Origin of the sequence: Propionibacterium sp. oral taxon 192 str. F0372, from assembly GCF_000413315.1 — a bacterium.
GTDB lineage: Bacteria > Actinomycetota > Actinomycetes > Propionibacteriales > Propionibacteriaceae > Brooklawnia.
This window is the reverse complement of the sequence record NZ_KE340297.1, coordinates 274,154-288,566: the sequence shown is the minus strand read 5'-3', so window position 1 is coordinate 288,566 and position 14,413 is coordinate 274,154. Positions and strand designations below refer to the sequence as shown.

The window sequence follows — 14,413 nt, the reverse complement described above, 5'->3', positions numbered from 1 at the left end:
CTGACAAGGTTGCCCCTCAAGTCGATCTGTGAAGCTACTGAAAGGAAGCACACAATGACTCCCGAGAACCAGCCCTCCGATCCGAATTCGATCGAGCTCAATCCGATCTTCGCCCGCCCCGGTGAGGCGACCGCCCTCCCCAAGACCCGGCTTCCCGAGGAGGAGTCACTACCGGAGACGGCCTACCAGATCGTCCACGACGAGGCGATGCTCGACGGGAACGCCCGCCTCAACCTCGCCACCTTCGTCGGCACGTGGATGGACGACCATGCCCAGCGCCTCTACCTCGAGGCCGCCGACAAGAACATGATCGACAAGGACGAGTACCCCAAGACTGCGGAGATTGAGACCCGCTGCTGGACGATGCTCGCCGACCTCTGGCATGCCCCCAGTCCCGAGGGCACCATCGGCACCTCGACCATCGGTTCCTCCGAGGCGGCCATGCTCGGCGGCCTCGCCCTCAAGCGCCGCTGGCAGCAGGCGCGCCGCGCCGTCGGCAAGCCGACCGACAAGCCCAACCTTGTCATGTCCAGCGCCGTTCAGGTCTGCTGGGAGAAGTTCTGCAACTACTGGGATGTCGAGGCTCGCTACGTGCCCATCAGCGAGGATCACAAGGTTCTCGATGGCTACCGTCTCGAGGACTACGTCGACGAGAACACCATCGGTGTCGTCGCCATCCTCGGCGTGACCTACACGGGCATGTATGAGCCAGTCAAGCAGATCGCCGAGGCCCTCGATCGCATCCAGGAGAGCACCGGCCTCGACATCAAGATCCACGTCGACGGCGCATCCGGAGCCATGATCGCGCCCTTCATCCAGCCCGATCTTGAGTGGGACTTCCGCGTCGAGCGCGTCGCATCCATCAACACCTCCGGCCACAAGTACGGGCTCGTCTACCCCGGTCTGGGCTGGGTCGTGTGGCGCACCGAGGAGGACCTGCCCGAGGACCTCATCTTCAAGGTGTCTTACCTCGGCGGTGACATGCCCACCTTCGCCCTCAATTTCTCCCGCCCAGGCGCCCAGGTTCTGCTCCAGTACTATCTTTTCCTCCGGCTCGGCTTCGAGGGCTACCGACGTGTCCAGCAGAACAGCCAGGACGTCGCCACCTACCTCTCGAGTGAGATCGCGAAGATGGACGCCTTCGAGCTCTGGAACGACGGCACCGACATCCCCGTCTTCGCCTGGCGGCTCAAGAAGGGGCACACGAGCAACTGGAACCTCTACCACCTTGGGGAGCGTCTGCGCACCAAGGGCTGGCTCGTTCCCGCCTACCCCATGCCTGACGACCTCACCGACCTCACCGTCCAGCGCATCGTCGTGCGCAACGGTTTCAGTCACGACCTCGCCGAGGATTTCCTTGAGGACCTGCGCGCCGAGGTCGCCTACCTTGACTCCCTCGACGGGCCGCTCCCCTCGCCGAGCGCCGGCGCCGGCTTCCACCACTGAGGAGGCCTAGCGCATGACTCACTATCGTGCTGACGGAACCGTCGCCCCCTCACCGGAGCACGTCGCCCCCCACCCCTTCGGGCACCCGCGCGAGCGCACCCCCAAGGGTCACACCGGACCGGCGATCGGTGCACCTGCCGTGGGGCCACGAACCCACATGTCCGTCTTTCAGCTGGCGATGCTCACGGTCGTGGCCGTGGCCTCGCTCCGCTCGCTCCCGGCAATGGCCGGGTACGGGCTCGCCTCGGTCTTCCTGTTCGTGGTGCCAGCGGTCCTCTTCCTTCTCCCGACGGCACTCGTCGCCGCCGAGCTTGCCACCGGCTGGAAGGGTGGCATCTACGTCTGGGTCAGCGAGGCCTTCGGCCAGCGCTGGGGGTTCTTGGCGATTTGGCTCCAGTGGATCCAAAATGTCGTCTGGTACCCGACGCAGATCGCCTTCATCGCCGTGAGCCTGTCCTACGTTGTTGACGGTCAGCTTTCCTCCAGCGGCCTCTATACCGCTGTCGTCATCATCGTCCTGTACTGGGGCTCCACCCTCATCAGCTTGCGCGGCGGCAGCCTCTTCGCCAAGGTTGGATCCTGGAGTGGCCTCATCGGCACGCTGTTTCCAGGTCTTCTCCTCATCATTCTTGGCGCCGTCTGGCTCGCCACGGGCCAGCATTCCCAGACCTCCCTCTCTGGCAGCGCCGTCCTGCCCGCGTGGACGGGCGTCGCCTCGATCGTCCTCGTGGTCTCCAACGTCCTCGCCTACGCGGGCATGGAGGTCAACGCTGTGCACGCCAATGACCTCAAGGACCCTGGCCGGGGCTTCCCCAAGGTCATGCTGGTTTCTACGCTGCTCATCCTCGGGGTCTTCATCCTCCCGACGGTCGCCATCGCCGTCGCCGTCCCCAGCTCCAAGCTGGGCGTCATCAACGGCATCAATCTCGCCTTCGACCAGTTCTTCACGCACTGGCACCTCGGCTGGGCGACGTCTGTCATCTCTCTTCTCATCGCCCTCGGCGCCTTCGCCTCTGTCGTCACGTGGATCGCCGGTCCATCCCGAGGTCTCCTGGCGGCGGCGCGCTCCGGGCTCCTGCCCCCGGCGCTCCAGTACAGGAACAAGGCAGGGGTCCAGGTCGGCATCCTCATGGTGCAGGGCACGATCGTCACCGTCTTGGCGCTGCTCTTCATCATCATCCCCAACGGCAACACGGCCTTCGTAACGCTAGTCGACATGGCGACGGCGCTCTACCTCATCATGTACGTCCTCATGTTCGCCTCGGCCCTGCGCCTGCGTCGGATCCACCCTGAGGTTCGCCGCAGCTACCGGGCACCCGCCATCAAGTTGACGGCCAGCGTCGGGCTCGGGGCCTCGGCCGCCGCTTTCGTCATGGCCTTCGTGCGGCCGTCCGGGTTCACCGGACTCAGCGCCGTTAGCTACCCTCTCGTCGTCGCCGTCGTCGTCTTCCTGCTCGGGGCACCACCGCTCGTGTTCTACGCGCTGCGCAAGCCCGCCTGGGACCTGCGACCGGAGGAGGAGCGTGAGACGGCCGAGAATGTCCTTGTCAACGCGCAGTGAGCGCTGAATGAGGCTGCGGAGCTGCCTGGCTTACGCGCCTCAGCCGTCGTCGTCCTCCCCTCACGCTCTCCTTCGCCTTGTAATTTCCGATCTTCACCGCCAGTCGCCCTGGCCGTGATGCTGACTGCGTCCGGGGCCTTGGTCATCCTCCTAGACGCATTCACCGGCCCCGAGAGGTTCAATCTCCACCCACTCGGTCACGTGGTTCGTCGGGCCCACCCCCGCGAGCCTCACTCTGCGCCGGGCCGCCCCTCCCGAGGCCGCGAGCATGGCAACGGTCCGACTGCCCTGGCCGTGTGGACCGACACCCGAGGAGCTTGCCTCTGTTGTTCGGGCACCGTGATGTATGCCCACACCTTCTACGAATGCTTCGCTCCCGCTATCCGCATGGTCCGTACCATGGATTGGTTTAAGTTACGGTTGCTCGTTGCGTGTATCTATTCCGGTGGCGGGGTGATCTTGGTGTGGACCGGTCTCAAATTTGAGACCCTAGTCTCCTTTGGATCGCTGATCGGTGGGGTGTTGTCGATTGGTTTGTGGGCCATCGCGATGTTCTACACCGATGCCAAGTTCCTGCCGAAGCGCTATCAGATGCACCCGGTGATGAGGGTACTGCTACTAGTGAGCGGCATTGTTCGGAGCGGGTAGCGATGCCCCCAGGCCGATTCCGAATGGAGGAGAATCTTTGATCGTTGCTGGTGGCTTAGGATTGCTGTGTGATTTCCTGCATGCCCGATGACGGTCCTCACGAGGAGTGCGGCGTCTTCGGTGTATACGCACCGGGCGAGGTCGTCTCCAAGCTCACCTACTACGGGTTGTTTGCCCTGCAGCACCGTGGCCAGGAATCTGCGGGCATGGCCGTTGGCGACGGCGAGCGGATCACCGTATTGACCAGGAGGACACATGAGTGAATCGGCCTATGCCCGCGCCGGAGTCGACATTGAGGCCGGTGGCCGGGCCGTCGAGTTGATGAAAGCCCATGTGGCATCCACCCGGCGTCCCGAGGTGATGGGTGGGATCGGTGGCTTCGCCGGACTTTTCGACGCCTCGGCCTTGAAGGCCTACGAAAGGCCGGTGCTGGCCACATCCACCGACGGGGTGGGCACCAAGGTGGCCATTGCTCAGGCGCTCGGCATTCACAACACCGTTGGCTGGGATTTGGTGGGCATGCTGGTCGACGATCTCGTCGTGTGCGGTGCCGAGCCCTTGTTCCTCACCGACTACATCGCATGTGGCAAGGTCATCCCTAAGCGGATTGCAGCCATCGTCGAGGGTATTGCAGCTGCCTGTGCCGCATCCGGTACCGCGCTCATCGGCGGCGAGACGGCAGAACACCCCGGGCTGATGGAACCCGACGAGTTTGACATGGCCGGGGCAACCGTCGGGGTGGTGGAAGCCGATCGGATACTTGGAGCCCATCTGGTGCGCCCCGGCGACGTTGCGGTTGCCATGGAGGCTTCTGGACTGCACTCGAACGGGTACTCCTTGGTCAGAAGGGTGTTCGCGAATGCAGGCGTGGGGCTGGAAACACATGTTGCAGAATTCGCGCAAACCTTGGGGGAGGAACTGCTCACCCCCACCCGGGTCTATGCCGTCGATGCGCTGGCCGCGATCCGGGCCACCGAAGTCCACGCGATGAGTCACATCACCGGGGGCGGGCTAGCCAGCAACTTGGCCCGGGTAATTCCCGACGAGGTGACCGTGCGCATTGATCGATCGACGTGGGCGCCGGCTGCGGTCTACCGGATGGTTGCCGGCCTCGGCAGGGTGAGCCAAAACGATATCGAGGCGACTCTGAACATGGGGGTTGGCATGGTGGCGATGGTTGCCCCGCAAGACGCCGATGTGGTGGTGGAACTACTGGGTGCCAGGGGGGTTCCGAGCTGGGTCTGCGGTGAGGCGCTCGGGGCCACAGAGCACCGGGTCGAAATGGTGGGCGAGTACCAGGACTGATTCTTGGGAAGATTCACAACCACAGGGCGGGCATCTTTGGCAGGGGTGCCCACCATTGGGTAGCCTGTACCCACGACATTTTTCATTCATCATGCCGCGGCACTGCCGCGAGGGACAGAGCGAGGGGGTCGACCCATATGGGGCGCGGCCGTGCAAAGGCGAAGCAGACGAAGGTAGCCCGCGATCTGAAGTATCGCTCGGTGACCACGGATTTCGCCTCACTGGAAAGAGAACTTCAAGGTCAGTCCGTCCATGAGGACGACCGCTACGACGACATCCCCGACCAATACGCAGATCTGGCTGCCCGCTACGCGGAGGATGCTGATGTCGCCTACGACGATGAGGACGAGGGCCGATGATCCCGGCTGGGGTCCTGATCGACTGATCGAAGGGTACCAGTCCCGGACGTGGGTGATTGAAGGGGCGGAGCGTGCCGATGGTGAGCCCCAGGTCGACATCACTGCAACCTTGGTCCGGCGCGGTGAGCCGTGCCACGGGCGTGCGGTTCTGTACATCCATGGCTGGAACGACTACTTCTTCCAGACCGACTTGGCCGATTTCTGGGAGTCCATCGGTTTCGACTTCTACGCTCTTGATCTGCGTCGCTATGGCCGCAACTTGCGACGGGGTCTGTATGCGGGATACATCTCCTCGCTGCGGGACTACCAGGCGGAGATCGACGAAGCATTCGGGCTGGTTCTTGCTGAAGGACACGACCGGGTGACCTTGTCCGGGCACTCCACTGGTGGACTGATCCTGTCCCTGTGGGCAGCGCACACAGATTTCGCGTTGAACGGGCTGGTGCTGAATTCGCCGTGGCTCGATATGAATGCTCGTAGTTCCCTGATGAAAACGCTGACTCCGCTGGTCAAGTCGATGGCCTCGGTCAGCCCCACCACTGCCCTGCAGGCTTCCGGCAAGCAGTTCTATGCCCGGTCGATCAGTTCGGCGATGGATGGTGAATGGGACTACGACCTCGACTACAAATCGAATCCGGCCTTCGTGGTGCGGTTCGGGTGGGGTAGGGCGATCATGGCAGGACAGGCAAAAGTGGCTTCCGGGCTCGGTATCAACACCCCGATCCTGTCGATGATGAGTGCATCCTCCCAGGTGGACCTGGCGGAGTGGTCATCGGCGGCTTGGGAGAACGATATCGTCTTGGACGTTGAGCGTTTGGGTGCGGTGTCATGGCGGCTGGGTAACCACGTGACGATCATCCGGATACCCGGCGCGCTGCACGACATGATCCTGTCACCCGAGCCGGTGCGCACCGAGGTCTATGAGGAGATGCGCCGCTGGGTTGCGGCCTACGTCGACTGAGTCCCGGTGTAGCCACCCGGCAGGCAGCACTGGAGCAGAGCATTGCGAAGGAGCATGATTCTGCCTCGATGGCTGAGAGACGGGAGTGGAGTGCTCGGTTTTCAGGCATTCCACTTCATGAAAAGCGGAAGATTTCAGGGGCGGCGGCTCGACACCGGAGGTAAAAATTCATCCGGCAGAAGTCAATTCTAAACCGCAGGAGGCACTCCCGTTCAACGGCAGGTGGCAGTACCGGATGCGATCGATGCCATGCGGAGGTTGTTTCGTGACAATGCCGAGAGCTCCGATCCGACCGGGTGCATCGCGGGTCTAGACCGAGCATCGCATCTCGATCGCGAGCATTCGTGCCACCCTTGCCTGCTATGAAGTTGGTCGGATGGACGGCAGAATCAAGACAACCCAGGACAACACCGTGACGGACGCTCTTTGAAGAGTTGCAGACGAACGAACCCATGGTGGCCAGGGGCGGGGTCGAACCGCCGACCTTTCACTTTTCAGGCGAACGCTGCTACCAACTGAGCTACCTGGCCGTGGCGACCCCGACGGGACTCGAACCCGCGACCTCCGCCGTGACAGGGCGGCGCGCTAACCAACTGCGCTACGGGGCCAGGTGCCTTACCGCTATCCTCCTTAGACAGCTCGAAAAGCATAGCGTGAAGCTCGTAAGAAAAGCAAAATAGGGTGAATCGCCTTGTAAGAATGGAATGCGTCGGGGTGTTCGGCGGAGGCCTGCCAGCGTCCGAATGGTGGCGGGGAGGATTGGGGTATCTCCTGAGCCGTCCACGATTGTCGCCGGGCGGACCAACGACGGTGGGGGATGGGGCTTCAGATGACCCCGATTCTGTCTAGGGTCAACTATCGGTCGGGCAGAGGTTCCGATCAGACAGGAGAAAGACGTGGGCTGTTCGCGTTGCCACACCGAAGTGCCTCCGGCGTCGCACTATTGCTACCGCTGCGGTGGTGACGTTATGGGCTCGGATGCTACCCGTCGGCGTTCCTACGCCGCCCGACCTGATCAAGCTGTCACAACCTTCGCACCGGTAGGGACGATCATGCCAAAAGGCATCGTTGGTCACCCGAGCACCTACCAGTTCGTCTTGGTGGCTGCTCTGCTCATCATGGTCGTCAGCGCAGCCCTCGGTGCTGCGCCTCTCGCTTTGTCGGTGGCGGCCTTCGCCGTCCCGCTGGTCTACATCGTTTACCTCTACGACGTGAATATGTGGGAGGACGAACCCGTTCCGGTTGTCATGCTGGCTTTCGTCCTCACCTTCCTGCTTGGTGCGGGATGGACCGTGCTGTCTGTCATGCTGCGGGGCAATCAAGGTATCGTCACCCCGACCCTTGAGGGCAGCGTCCTGGATATTCCGGGGCTGCTTATCACGGTGCTGCTTGTCCCGGTCGTCGGCGAGGTGATTCGCCAGATTGGCCCGATTGTGCTGGCCTCGCGTCCAGCGTTCGACGACCTGATGGACGGGTTCACCTTCGGCGTTATCGCCGGCGTCGCCTACGCCTCGGCAGAAACTGTTGTGCTCTACTGGTCAATGCTGCAGATTGGTTTCGCCGGGCCCAACGGGGTGGATTCGTTGCAGATGATCGCCCTGCTGGTGCTGCACGGCTTCTGCAAGCCGATTGTCTACGGAACTGCATCCGGCGTTGCCGGAGCGGAATTTTCCGGGCTTGGCGCCGGTTACGACGGCTTTACCTCCCGTTATGCACGCGGAGTGGGCATCGCCATTGCTGCCGTCGCGGTGTTCAGCCTCGGCACCTTCCTGGCCAGCCATGTCGCCAATCCGGCCACCGGGCTGGTGCTGGCCCTGCTCGTCGGCGGTGCTGTGCTATTCGGCCTGACCTTGTTGGCGCGTAATGCGCTGCACACCGGCCTCATGGAGGCTGCTTTGGAGGCAGCCGCTCGTGAAGGTGGGATTGGAGCCGAGGGCGAGCTCCAGTTCTGTGCGGCCTGTGAGATGCCCCTGCTGTACCAAGCGAGCTTCTGTTCAAGCTGCGGCCTGGGTGTCGGCGCGGTGCAGGGCACGGCAGAAACACCCGCGCCGGAGAAGGTGACGGTCGAGGAGACATCCGCACCACAAGACGGTCCCACGGGCGAACAGGAGCAGTCATGAGCAACCAGCAACCGAACCAGCCCCAGTGGGGCCGCCAGCCGCAGGCTGGCCAGCAGTGGGGAGGTTCCCCGGGCCAGGTTCCGCAGGGCGGTTACTCGCAGGGTCTCCCGCAAGGGGGCTCCCCAGGATTGACGCCACCTCGGAACCAGCAATCGCAGCCGGGACAGCAGCGGCCTGGGCAAGGTCCTCAGGCCCCGCAGGCTGGCCAGCAGTGGGGAGGCCCCCCGGGGCAGGTAGAGTTCTCCGGTCCATCGATGCCGGGTGGAATGCCGCCGTCGGGTCCTGTTCGCAAGTCGAACAAGAATGCTGTCACCTTCGGTGTAATCGGGCTCGTTACCCTGCTGATTATCGGTGTGATCGGCTGGGCCATCTTCGGCCGCGGTGGGGACAAAGATCCGCTGCCGACCCCGTCGAGTTCCTCCTCATCGTCGTCCGCGGATCCTTCGCGAGGTCCATCTAAGGACCCGTCGTCGGATCCTTCACGGAGTCCATCCAAGGGCCCGTCGTCGTCCCCGTCCCCCACATCACCGAGCAAACCACCTACTGGGAGCCAGAAGGTTGAGTTGTGGGAGGGAATCACCGCGACCCTGCCATCTGGATGGACGGTCGAGAAGAGGTACGACAGCAAGCAGGCTGTCGTTGTACTGAACGAGGACAAATCGGCGAAGATGACGCTCCAGGCTGCGGAGGGTCAATCAGGCGATGACGCAGTCTCGTTGATGGGCGCTTACCTGAAGGAGCAGGGCGCGCAGATCCAGAACCCTACCTACATGGATGTCGAGGAGATCACCACGACCTCTACCGGTAATGCCGCAGTGGGCGGAGTATCGGGCGTGTACGCTAGCGGATCGGGGTCTTCCAAGATCATCTTGGTCTCGCTGATTGGTGTCAGACGTTCCGACAGCGTGTTTGTCCTGTGTACCCTGATGCTGGATGCGGGAGATCCCCGCGGGGAGGCCCTCGTAGAGGACTGGGCGCAAACCTCCCAATCGATGGTTGACTCGCTGCTCGGTTGAGCCAACACGACAAACACACGACGGGTGGTGGGATCATCTCACCACCCGTCGTGTGTTGTGTGTAGATTCCTCGGCGTAATTCAGCCAAGCAATCCACGCAGATAGGCGACCTGGCCGAGATGCTGGTGACCATCGTTCAAGATGGAGACCAGCCGGGTGGCCACGGTGACCCGATAGGGGTCATCAATGATCGAGATGAGATCTCCGGTGCTCAGTGACGACAGGATCTCCGAGGTCCGAGCGGCCACCGCCAAGTAGTGGTCGACGAGCAGTTCGACGGTGGGTGGGGTGAAAGCGCGAACCTGTTCGATGGTCTGGCCATAACCCATCTCGGTGGGCTCATAGGGCAGTGCGAACCGCTCGACCCAGCCATCAAGGTAGACCTCGGTACGGTGAGTGATCACCGCCATTTGGGCATCCTCGTCGCGGGCGATGTGCCAGGCCAGCCAGGCGATGTGGTTTGCGGTGGGGGAGGGCTGCCACATCAACTGTTCGGTGGTGAGGCCCTCCAGCAAGGTCGGCAACTCGGTGGCCAGCCGGTTGAAACCATCGGCGATCAACTCGAGGTGCGGAATCATGCCAGTCCTTTGCTTCTGAGCCAGTCCCCGGCAATGACTCCGGGAGACAGTTGTTGGTTGACGCTGCGATCGTTCAGATTGACGAGCTCGGTAGTGGACAACTGAGCGCTGATCTCGTTCAAGGTCTCGCGGGCCTTTTCGTCAACCTTGGACGAAACGATCGGCATCACCTGCTGGGGCAAGATCATCGACTGGGGATCTTCCAACGTGACCAAATCGTTCGCCTTGATCGCGGGGGATGCGGTGTAAATATTGGCCACCTGCACCTGCCCGTCGACCAAGGCCTTGACGGTCAGCGTGGACCCGGAGTCATCAACCGGGGAGAGTTTCGCGTCGACGCCATAAACAGATTTCAGTCCCGGGATTCCATAAGGGCGGGTCTCCAGTTCGTAATTCCCGGCTACCGCCACGGGCGCGGGGAGCCTGGTCAAGTCTGCGATGGAAGTCAACTGGTACTGCTCGGCGGTAGTCCGGGTGACCGTGTAGGAATCTTGGTCGGTGGCCTGTGCCGGGGTGAGGGCGGTCAAGGTTGCGGGAAGGGCTTGACCGAGTGCGGTCTGGATCTCCTCGGCGGTGGTGGCGGTGGACTGCGGGTCGAGATACTGCAGCAAATTGCCGGTGTACTCGGGCATGATGTCGACCGAGCCGGATTCCAGCTCGGGCAGGTAAGCCTCGCGCTGGCCGATCCGGAATTCGCGGGAGATCTCGTATCCCTTGGCTTCGAGGGCCTGGGCGTAGATCTCGGCGATGATTTCATTGGAGTAGTAGGCCTGCGATCCGACGGCCAAGGTGGTGGAGTCACTGCCGGGTGCCTGGTCCTCGGCCGAACCGCAGGCTGTCAGGGTGAGCGCCGCGACGACGGATGCCGCGGCCAAAACTCGGAGGATTCTCATGGTGTTCTCCTCGGTAGGGTTTTTCCACCCTATGCTGCGCAGAGGGGCGCCAAGAGGTCTTGTTCGCTACGGGAAAAGTGTGTCGCCTCGCTCGGTGACTAGTGCGCTGTCCTGTACGGGGTGTTGGCTCAGAGTGCTCGTGGGGAAAAACGATGCAGGGGTTGGCTTGCCAGCCAACCCCTGATCTCTGGTATCCCCAACGGGATTCGAACCCGCGCTGCCGCCTTGAAAGGGCGGTGTCCTAGGCCGCTAGACGATGGGGACGCGAAGCTCATGGTAGCGGACCCCTACCGGGTGCACCAATCAGATCAACCCTGCTTGTTTCCGGCGGCTGGTGCTATTCGGGTCCGGTGCCAGGGAAGATACGATGACCGCCGTTGCGTACTTTCGGGGCTTGGTGGGTGTGAATAAACCGGGGCAGGGAGTGCACCCATCCCTGCCCCGGTCTTGATCTCAAGCGACGCGGCGAACCGTGACCACCGAGAAATAGGAGACACTGGTGATCTGCACGCCGACGGCAGGGTTACCAGCGTGGACCATCTGGCCATCGCCCATGTACATACCCACGTGACCGCCACCACTGGTGATGATCAGGTCACCGGGCTGGGCATCGGACAACGAGACCTCGGTGCCGTAGCTCATCTGCGACCATGTGACGCGGGGCAGCGAGACCCCTACCTGGCTGTAAGCCCACACCATTAGGCCTGAGCAGTCGAAGCTGTCCGGACCGGTGGCACCCCACACATAGGGTTTGCCCACCTGTCCCAGTGCCAACTGCAGCGCCTGCTGGGCGGCCCCAGAGGAGGAGTTGACGTTCACCGTTGAGGCCAGGCCTTGGGGCTGCGGGACGTTCTCGGTCTTGGAGGAGGAGATATAGGCGGTTGACACCCACCGTTTCTGCCCATCGATATCCACCTGGGAGAAACCGTCCTGGGTCACTCCGGTGAGGGCGAGTTCGGTATTGGTATCCAGCACCCGGATGATCTGGTATTCCAGGGACGGGCCGGTGCGCAGGTTCACCGCAGTGGTGGTGTAACCAGTGGTGGTCTGTCCGGAACCGGTGTCGATCGACGATGCATCGTCGGTCAGATACTGGGAAGAGATCCAGGCGTCGGTACCATTCCACAGCACCGGCGTCCAACCGTTCTGGTCAGAACCACGGGTCTCGATGGACTGACCGGTGTTCAGCACGGTGAGCACCCGGTCGTTGGTCGAAGGACCACTGCGGACGTTGACTGCGGTGGTTGCGTAGGCGGTGCCGGTCGCGACAGAAGTGCTGGGAGCAGCCTCCTCGGACTTCTCGGGCTCCGGTGCCGCGGGAGCTTCAGATGCTGGGGCAGGGGTCTCGGTGGGTGCAGCGTCGGCCCCGTTGCCCACTGGTGCCACATCGGTTGAAGTGTTGGTCGACAAGTAGGCGCCGTAGACCCAGCCCGGGCGCCCCTGGTAGGACACTGGCACCCAGCCGCCTACCGGATCGCCGGTCACAGAGATGGTGTCACCCACGTTCAGGGTGCCCAGCACCGTGGTCAGCGTGGAGGTGCCGGCTCGCACATTGACGGCGGTGTTGACCGTCGAGGTGCCCTGTGATGCAGAGTTGGTGGTGCCCAGCGACCCGTACTCGGTGTACATCCAGGCGTCTTGGCCCTTGTAGGTAATCGGCGTCCAATCACCCTTGGGATCACCGCGGCGCTCAACCTGCTCACCTGCCGACAAGGTACCGATGATCTCAGCGGACATGGCCGGCTCCACACGCACGTTCACCGATGTGGTTGCCGACAGCGTGCCAAAATTGGCAACTGCGAGTTGGGGAACGGCGATGGCGCCGATCCCGAGGGCTCCTGCTGCGGTGAATGCAGCAAGGGTCTTCCTGGCTCTGAACTGGAGCACGGTTGTCGTCCTTTCCGGCACTGGGAGGATGGGCGGCTTCCTCGATCCGTCGAACTCGATCCGTCGATCGGACCACGCCCACTGTCCCAGGCCAACGACGCCGACGGTAGGTGCCGTGAGCCGCAGAACGCGAGCCCAACTGAGAGCGCCCAACCCTTCAAATCGCCAGTGACAAGGGGATATTAGAAGGTTCATTCAGCTCAACTGAAACTTGAGGTTGAGGGATTTAAACGGTGGAGGTGAAGGTGCCTCCGTTGTGGCTAGACTGTGGGGCGCGCGCCTATAGCTCAGTTGGTAGAGCAGGGGACTTTTAATCCTCGGGTCCAGGGTTCGAGCCCCTGTGGGCGCACCATTGTTCTGGTGCAGGGAGACTTCCATCACTGGTGGATCTCGGTCAGCCCGGTCGTGATTGTGTACACAAAAGATGTACTCCTCGGCTGCGGCTCGCAATGGCGCTGCATCGGCACGAGATCAGCGGCATTCATCGGCCCGATCGCACTGGGGCGGCCTTGTGGGGATGCTGGAACAGGTCATGCCAGGATGTCGGCCTCGGTGGAAGGGGACCGCTCAGGCGCGTACGGTGTCACCGCGAACAGCTCATGACGGATCTGACTCCCAGGATTCGCGGCTTCGTCGCCTGCGACCGACAATTGATGACGTGACTCCCAATTCGCCGGTTTCTCCCCGCTACGCGCCGCCCACCGACCTCAGCCGTTATGCGTGGTTGTCCATCGCTGTCGCGCTGTTGACCATCGTCCTCAAAACGGGAGCGGCCTGGATCACCGGATCGGTGGGTCTGCTGTCCGATGCAGCCGAATCCCTAGTGAATCTGGTGGCCGCGATCATTGCGCTGATCACCCTCAAGATCGCGGTCCGCCCACCTGATGATGGTCATCCCTTCGGGCATTCCAAGGCGGAATACTTCTCCGCGGCGGTTGAGGGCGTCATGATTTTCGTCGCAGCTGCACTCATCATCGCTACAGCCGTCGAGCGGATCATCACCCCGGCGATGCCCAGACAACTCGGTATTGGGTTGGCAATCTCTGTCGTCGCGGCGGTGGTCAACGGTGCCGCCGGGTTCGTCATCCTCCGAGCCGGACGCACCCACGGCTCGGCCACCCTGGTTGCCGATGGACGCCACCTGCTTACCGATGTCATCACATCAGGGGCCGTTTTGCTGGGCGTCGCGCTCGTCGCAGTTACCCGCCTGCCTATCCTCGACCCCATCGTCGCCCTGTTGGCTGGGATTAACATACTGTGGACCGGCTTCGGGCTGGTGAAAGGTTCGGTGGACGGACTTATGGACGTCGCGTTGCCGTCGGAGATCTTCGAGGCTCTTGATGCGGAACTCGATCGCACCAGGGTCGCTGGTCAGATCGAGTTTCACGCGATCCGCACCCGGCAGGCCGGTAACCATCAGTTCATGGATCTCCATGTGCTGGTGCCCGGTGATTGGTCGGTGCGCAAGGGACACGACTTCACCGAGGATCTCATCGACCGGCTAGTGGAAATCGCGCCCGACCTGCGCATCGGTGCTCATTTAGAGCCCATTGAGGATCCACGCTCTTACGAGGACGCCCACGACTTCTGAGACTGGCCCCTGCAGTGTGGCTGCTGGGTACTCGAAGACGGGATCCCA

Annotated in this window: 12 protein-coding genes, 4 tRNA genes and 1 pseudogene; 11 read left to right on the top strand and 6 right to left on the bottom strand. The window is 62.5% G+C overall.

Annotation, left to right across the window (positions count from 1 at the left end):
* Window positions 1–54: 54 nt before the first annotated feature.
* The 7 genes and pseudogenes from HMPREF1531_RS01390 to HMPREF1531_RS01360 all read left to right on the top strand — a co-directional run bounded on the left by HMPREF1531_RS01390 (window position 55) and on the right by HMPREF1531_RS01360 (window position 6,280).
* The gene (locus tag HMPREF1531_RS01390; RefSeq protein ID WP_016668096.1) at window positions 55–1,446 is read left to right on the top strand and encodes a glutamate decarboxylase; all 1,392 of its coding nucleotides are present in this window, start codon (window positions 55–57) and stop codon (window positions 1,444–1,446) included.
* 13 nt (window positions 1,447–1,459) lie between these two features.
* Window positions 1,460–3,007 (top strand): amino acid permease, encoded by a 1,548-nt coding sequence (locus HMPREF1531_RS01385; protein ID WP_016668095.1) that lies wholly within the window; start codon window positions 1,460–1,462, stop codon window positions 3,005–3,007.
* Between the two features lie 117 nt (window positions 3,008–3,124).
* Window positions 3,125–3,655: a hypothetical protein gene (locus HMPREF1531_RS14040; protein ID WP_016668094.1), complete on the top strand. Its 531-nt coding sequence runs from the start codon at window positions 3,125–3,127 to the stop codon at window positions 3,653–3,655.
* Window positions 3,656–3,735: 80 nt separating this feature from the next.
* Window positions 3,736–3,894: pseudogene (locus HMPREF1531_RS01375) on the top strand (amidophosphoribosyltransferase); the annotation flags it as partial.
* A 16-nt stretch (window positions 3,895–3,910) separates the two neighbouring features.
* Window positions 3,911–4,960, top strand: a complete 1,050-nt coding sequence (gene purM / locus HMPREF1531_RS01370) for a phosphoribosylformylglycinamidine cyclo-ligase (RefSeq protein WP_016668092.1) — start codon at window positions 3,911–3,913, stop codon at window positions 4,958–4,960.
* A 137-nt stretch (window positions 4,961–5,097) separates the two neighbouring features.
* On the top strand, window positions 5,098–5,319 hold the full coding sequence (locus tag HMPREF1531_RS01365) for a DUF3073 domain-containing protein (RefSeq protein ID WP_016668091.1): 222 nt from the start codon (window positions 5,098–5,100) through the stop codon (window positions 5,317–5,319).
* Window positions 5,300–6,280 (top strand): alpha/beta hydrolase, encoded by a 981-nt coding sequence (locus tag HMPREF1531_RS01360; protein WP_156860127.1) that lies wholly within the window; start codon window positions 5,300–5,302, stop codon window positions 6,278–6,280. Before HMPREF1531_RS01365 ends, HMPREF1531_RS01360 begins: the two co-directional genes overlap by 20 nt.
* 453 nt (window positions 6,281–6,733) lie before the next feature.
* On the opposite strand, the gene HMPREF1531_RS01355 is transcribed toward HMPREF1531_RS01360, so the two are convergent.
* Together HMPREF1531_RS01355 and HMPREF1531_RS01350 are read right to left on the bottom strand one after the other, a co-directional pair.
* A tRNA-Phe gene (locus HMPREF1531_RS01355) sits at window positions 6,734–6,810 on the bottom strand.
* A 1-nt stretch (window position 6,811) separates the two neighbouring features.
* A tRNA-Asp gene (locus HMPREF1531_RS01350) sits at window positions 6,812–6,888 on the bottom strand.
* 444 nt (window positions 6,889–7,332) lie between these two features.
* On the opposite strand from HMPREF1531_RS01350, the gene HMPREF1531_RS01345 reads away from it, so the two are divergent.
* Window positions 7,333–8,400: a PrsW family glutamic-type intramembrane protease gene (locus tag HMPREF1531_RS01345; protein WP_198010958.1), complete on the top strand. Its 1,068-nt coding sequence runs from the start codon at window positions 7,333–7,335 to the stop codon at window positions 8,398–8,400.
* Window positions 8,397–9,416, top strand: a complete 1,020-nt coding sequence (locus tag HMPREF1531_RS01340; RefSeq protein WP_016668088.1) for a proline-rich domain-containing protein — start codon at window positions 8,397–8,399, stop codon at window positions 9,414–9,416. Before HMPREF1531_RS01345 ends, HMPREF1531_RS01340 begins: the two co-directional genes overlap by 4 nt.
* Window positions 9,417–9,496: 80 nt before the next feature.
* On the opposite strand, the gene HMPREF1531_RS01335 is transcribed toward HMPREF1531_RS01340, so the two are convergent.
* From HMPREF1531_RS01335 to HMPREF1531_RS01320, 4 genes are all read right to left on the bottom strand, one after another.
* A complete protein-coding gene (locus HMPREF1531_RS01335) occupies window positions 9,497–9,994 on the bottom strand; it encodes a DinB family protein (RefSeq protein WP_016668087.1) in 498 nt (165 codons plus the stop codon).
* The gene (locus tag HMPREF1531_RS01330; protein WP_016668086.1) at window positions 9,991–10,887 is read right to left on the bottom strand and encodes an ABC transporter substrate-binding protein; all 897 of its coding nucleotides are present in this window, start codon (window positions 10,885–10,887) and stop codon (window positions 9,991–9,993) included. The genes HMPREF1531_RS01335 and HMPREF1531_RS01330 overlap by 4 nt, the downstream gene beginning before the upstream one ends.
* 188 nt (window positions 10,888–11,075) lie before the next feature.
* A tRNA-Glu gene (locus HMPREF1531_RS01325) sits at window positions 11,076–11,151 on the bottom strand.
* 189 nt (window positions 11,152–11,340) lie between these two features.
* Complete coding sequence (locus HMPREF1531_RS01320) at window positions 11,341–12,774, bottom strand: SH3 domain-containing protein (protein WP_016668085.1); 1,434 nt, start codon at window positions 12,772–12,774, stop codon at window positions 11,341–11,343.
* A gap of 276 nt (window positions 12,775–13,050) precedes the next feature.
* Between HMPREF1531_RS01320 and HMPREF1531_RS01315 the strand changes: the two genes are divergently transcribed.
* Both HMPREF1531_RS01315 and HMPREF1531_RS01305 read left to right on the top strand, forming a co-directional pair.
* Window positions 13,051–13,126, top strand: a tRNA-Lys gene (locus HMPREF1531_RS01315).
* 228 nt (window positions 13,127–13,354) lie between these two features.
* The gene (locus HMPREF1531_RS01305; RefSeq protein WP_016668084.1) at window positions 13,355–14,365 is read left to right on the top strand and encodes a cation diffusion facilitator family transporter; all 1,011 of its coding nucleotides are present in this window, start codon (window positions 13,355–13,357) and stop codon (window positions 14,363–14,365) included.
* The last annotated feature ends 48 nt before the right edge of the window (window positions 14,366–14,413 follow it).

What these genes read in the sequence shown, in the direction of transcription:
- HMPREF1531_RS01390 (WP_016668096.1), top strand. Translation starts at nt 55, where the DNA reads ATGACTCCCGAGAACCAGCCCTCCGATCCGAATTCGATCGAGCTCAAT.
- HMPREF1531_RS01385 (WP_016668095.1), top strand. Translation starts at nt 1,460, where the DNA reads ATGACTCACTATCGTGCTGACGGAACCGTCGCCCCCTCACCGGAGCAC.
- HMPREF1531_RS14040 (WP_016668094.1), top strand. Translation starts at nt 3,125, where the DNA reads ATGCTGACTGCGTCCGGGGCCTTGGTCATCCTCCTAGACGCATTCACC.
- purM (WP_016668092.1), top strand. Translation starts at nt 3,911, where the DNA reads ATGAGTGAATCGGCCTATGCCCGCGCCGGAGTCGACATTGAGGCCGGT.
- HMPREF1531_RS01365 (WP_016668091.1), top strand. Translation starts at nt 5,098, where the DNA reads ATGGGGCGCGGCCGTGCAAAGGCGAAGCAGACGAAGGTAGCCCGCGAT.
- HMPREF1531_RS01360 (WP_156860127.1), top strand. Translation starts at nt 5,300, where the DNA reads ATGAGGACGAGGGCCGATGATCCCGGCTGGGGTCCTGATCGACTGATC.
- HMPREF1531_RS01345 (WP_198010958.1), top strand. Translation starts at nt 7,333, where the DNA reads ATGCCAAAAGGCATCGTTGGTCACCCGAGCACCTACCAGTTCGTCTTG.
- HMPREF1531_RS01340 (WP_016668088.1), top strand. Translation starts at nt 8,397, where the DNA reads ATGAGCAACCAGCAACCGAACCAGCCCCAGTGGGGCCGCCAGCCGCAG.
- HMPREF1531_RS01335 (WP_016668087.1), bottom strand. Translation starts at nt 9,994, where the DNA reads ATGATTCCGCACCTCGAGTTGATCGCCGATGGTTTCAACCGGCTGGCC.
- HMPREF1531_RS01330 (WP_016668086.1), bottom strand. Translation starts at nt 10,887, where the DNA reads ATGAGAATCCTCCGAGTTTTGGCCGCGGCATCCGTCGTCGCGGCGCTC.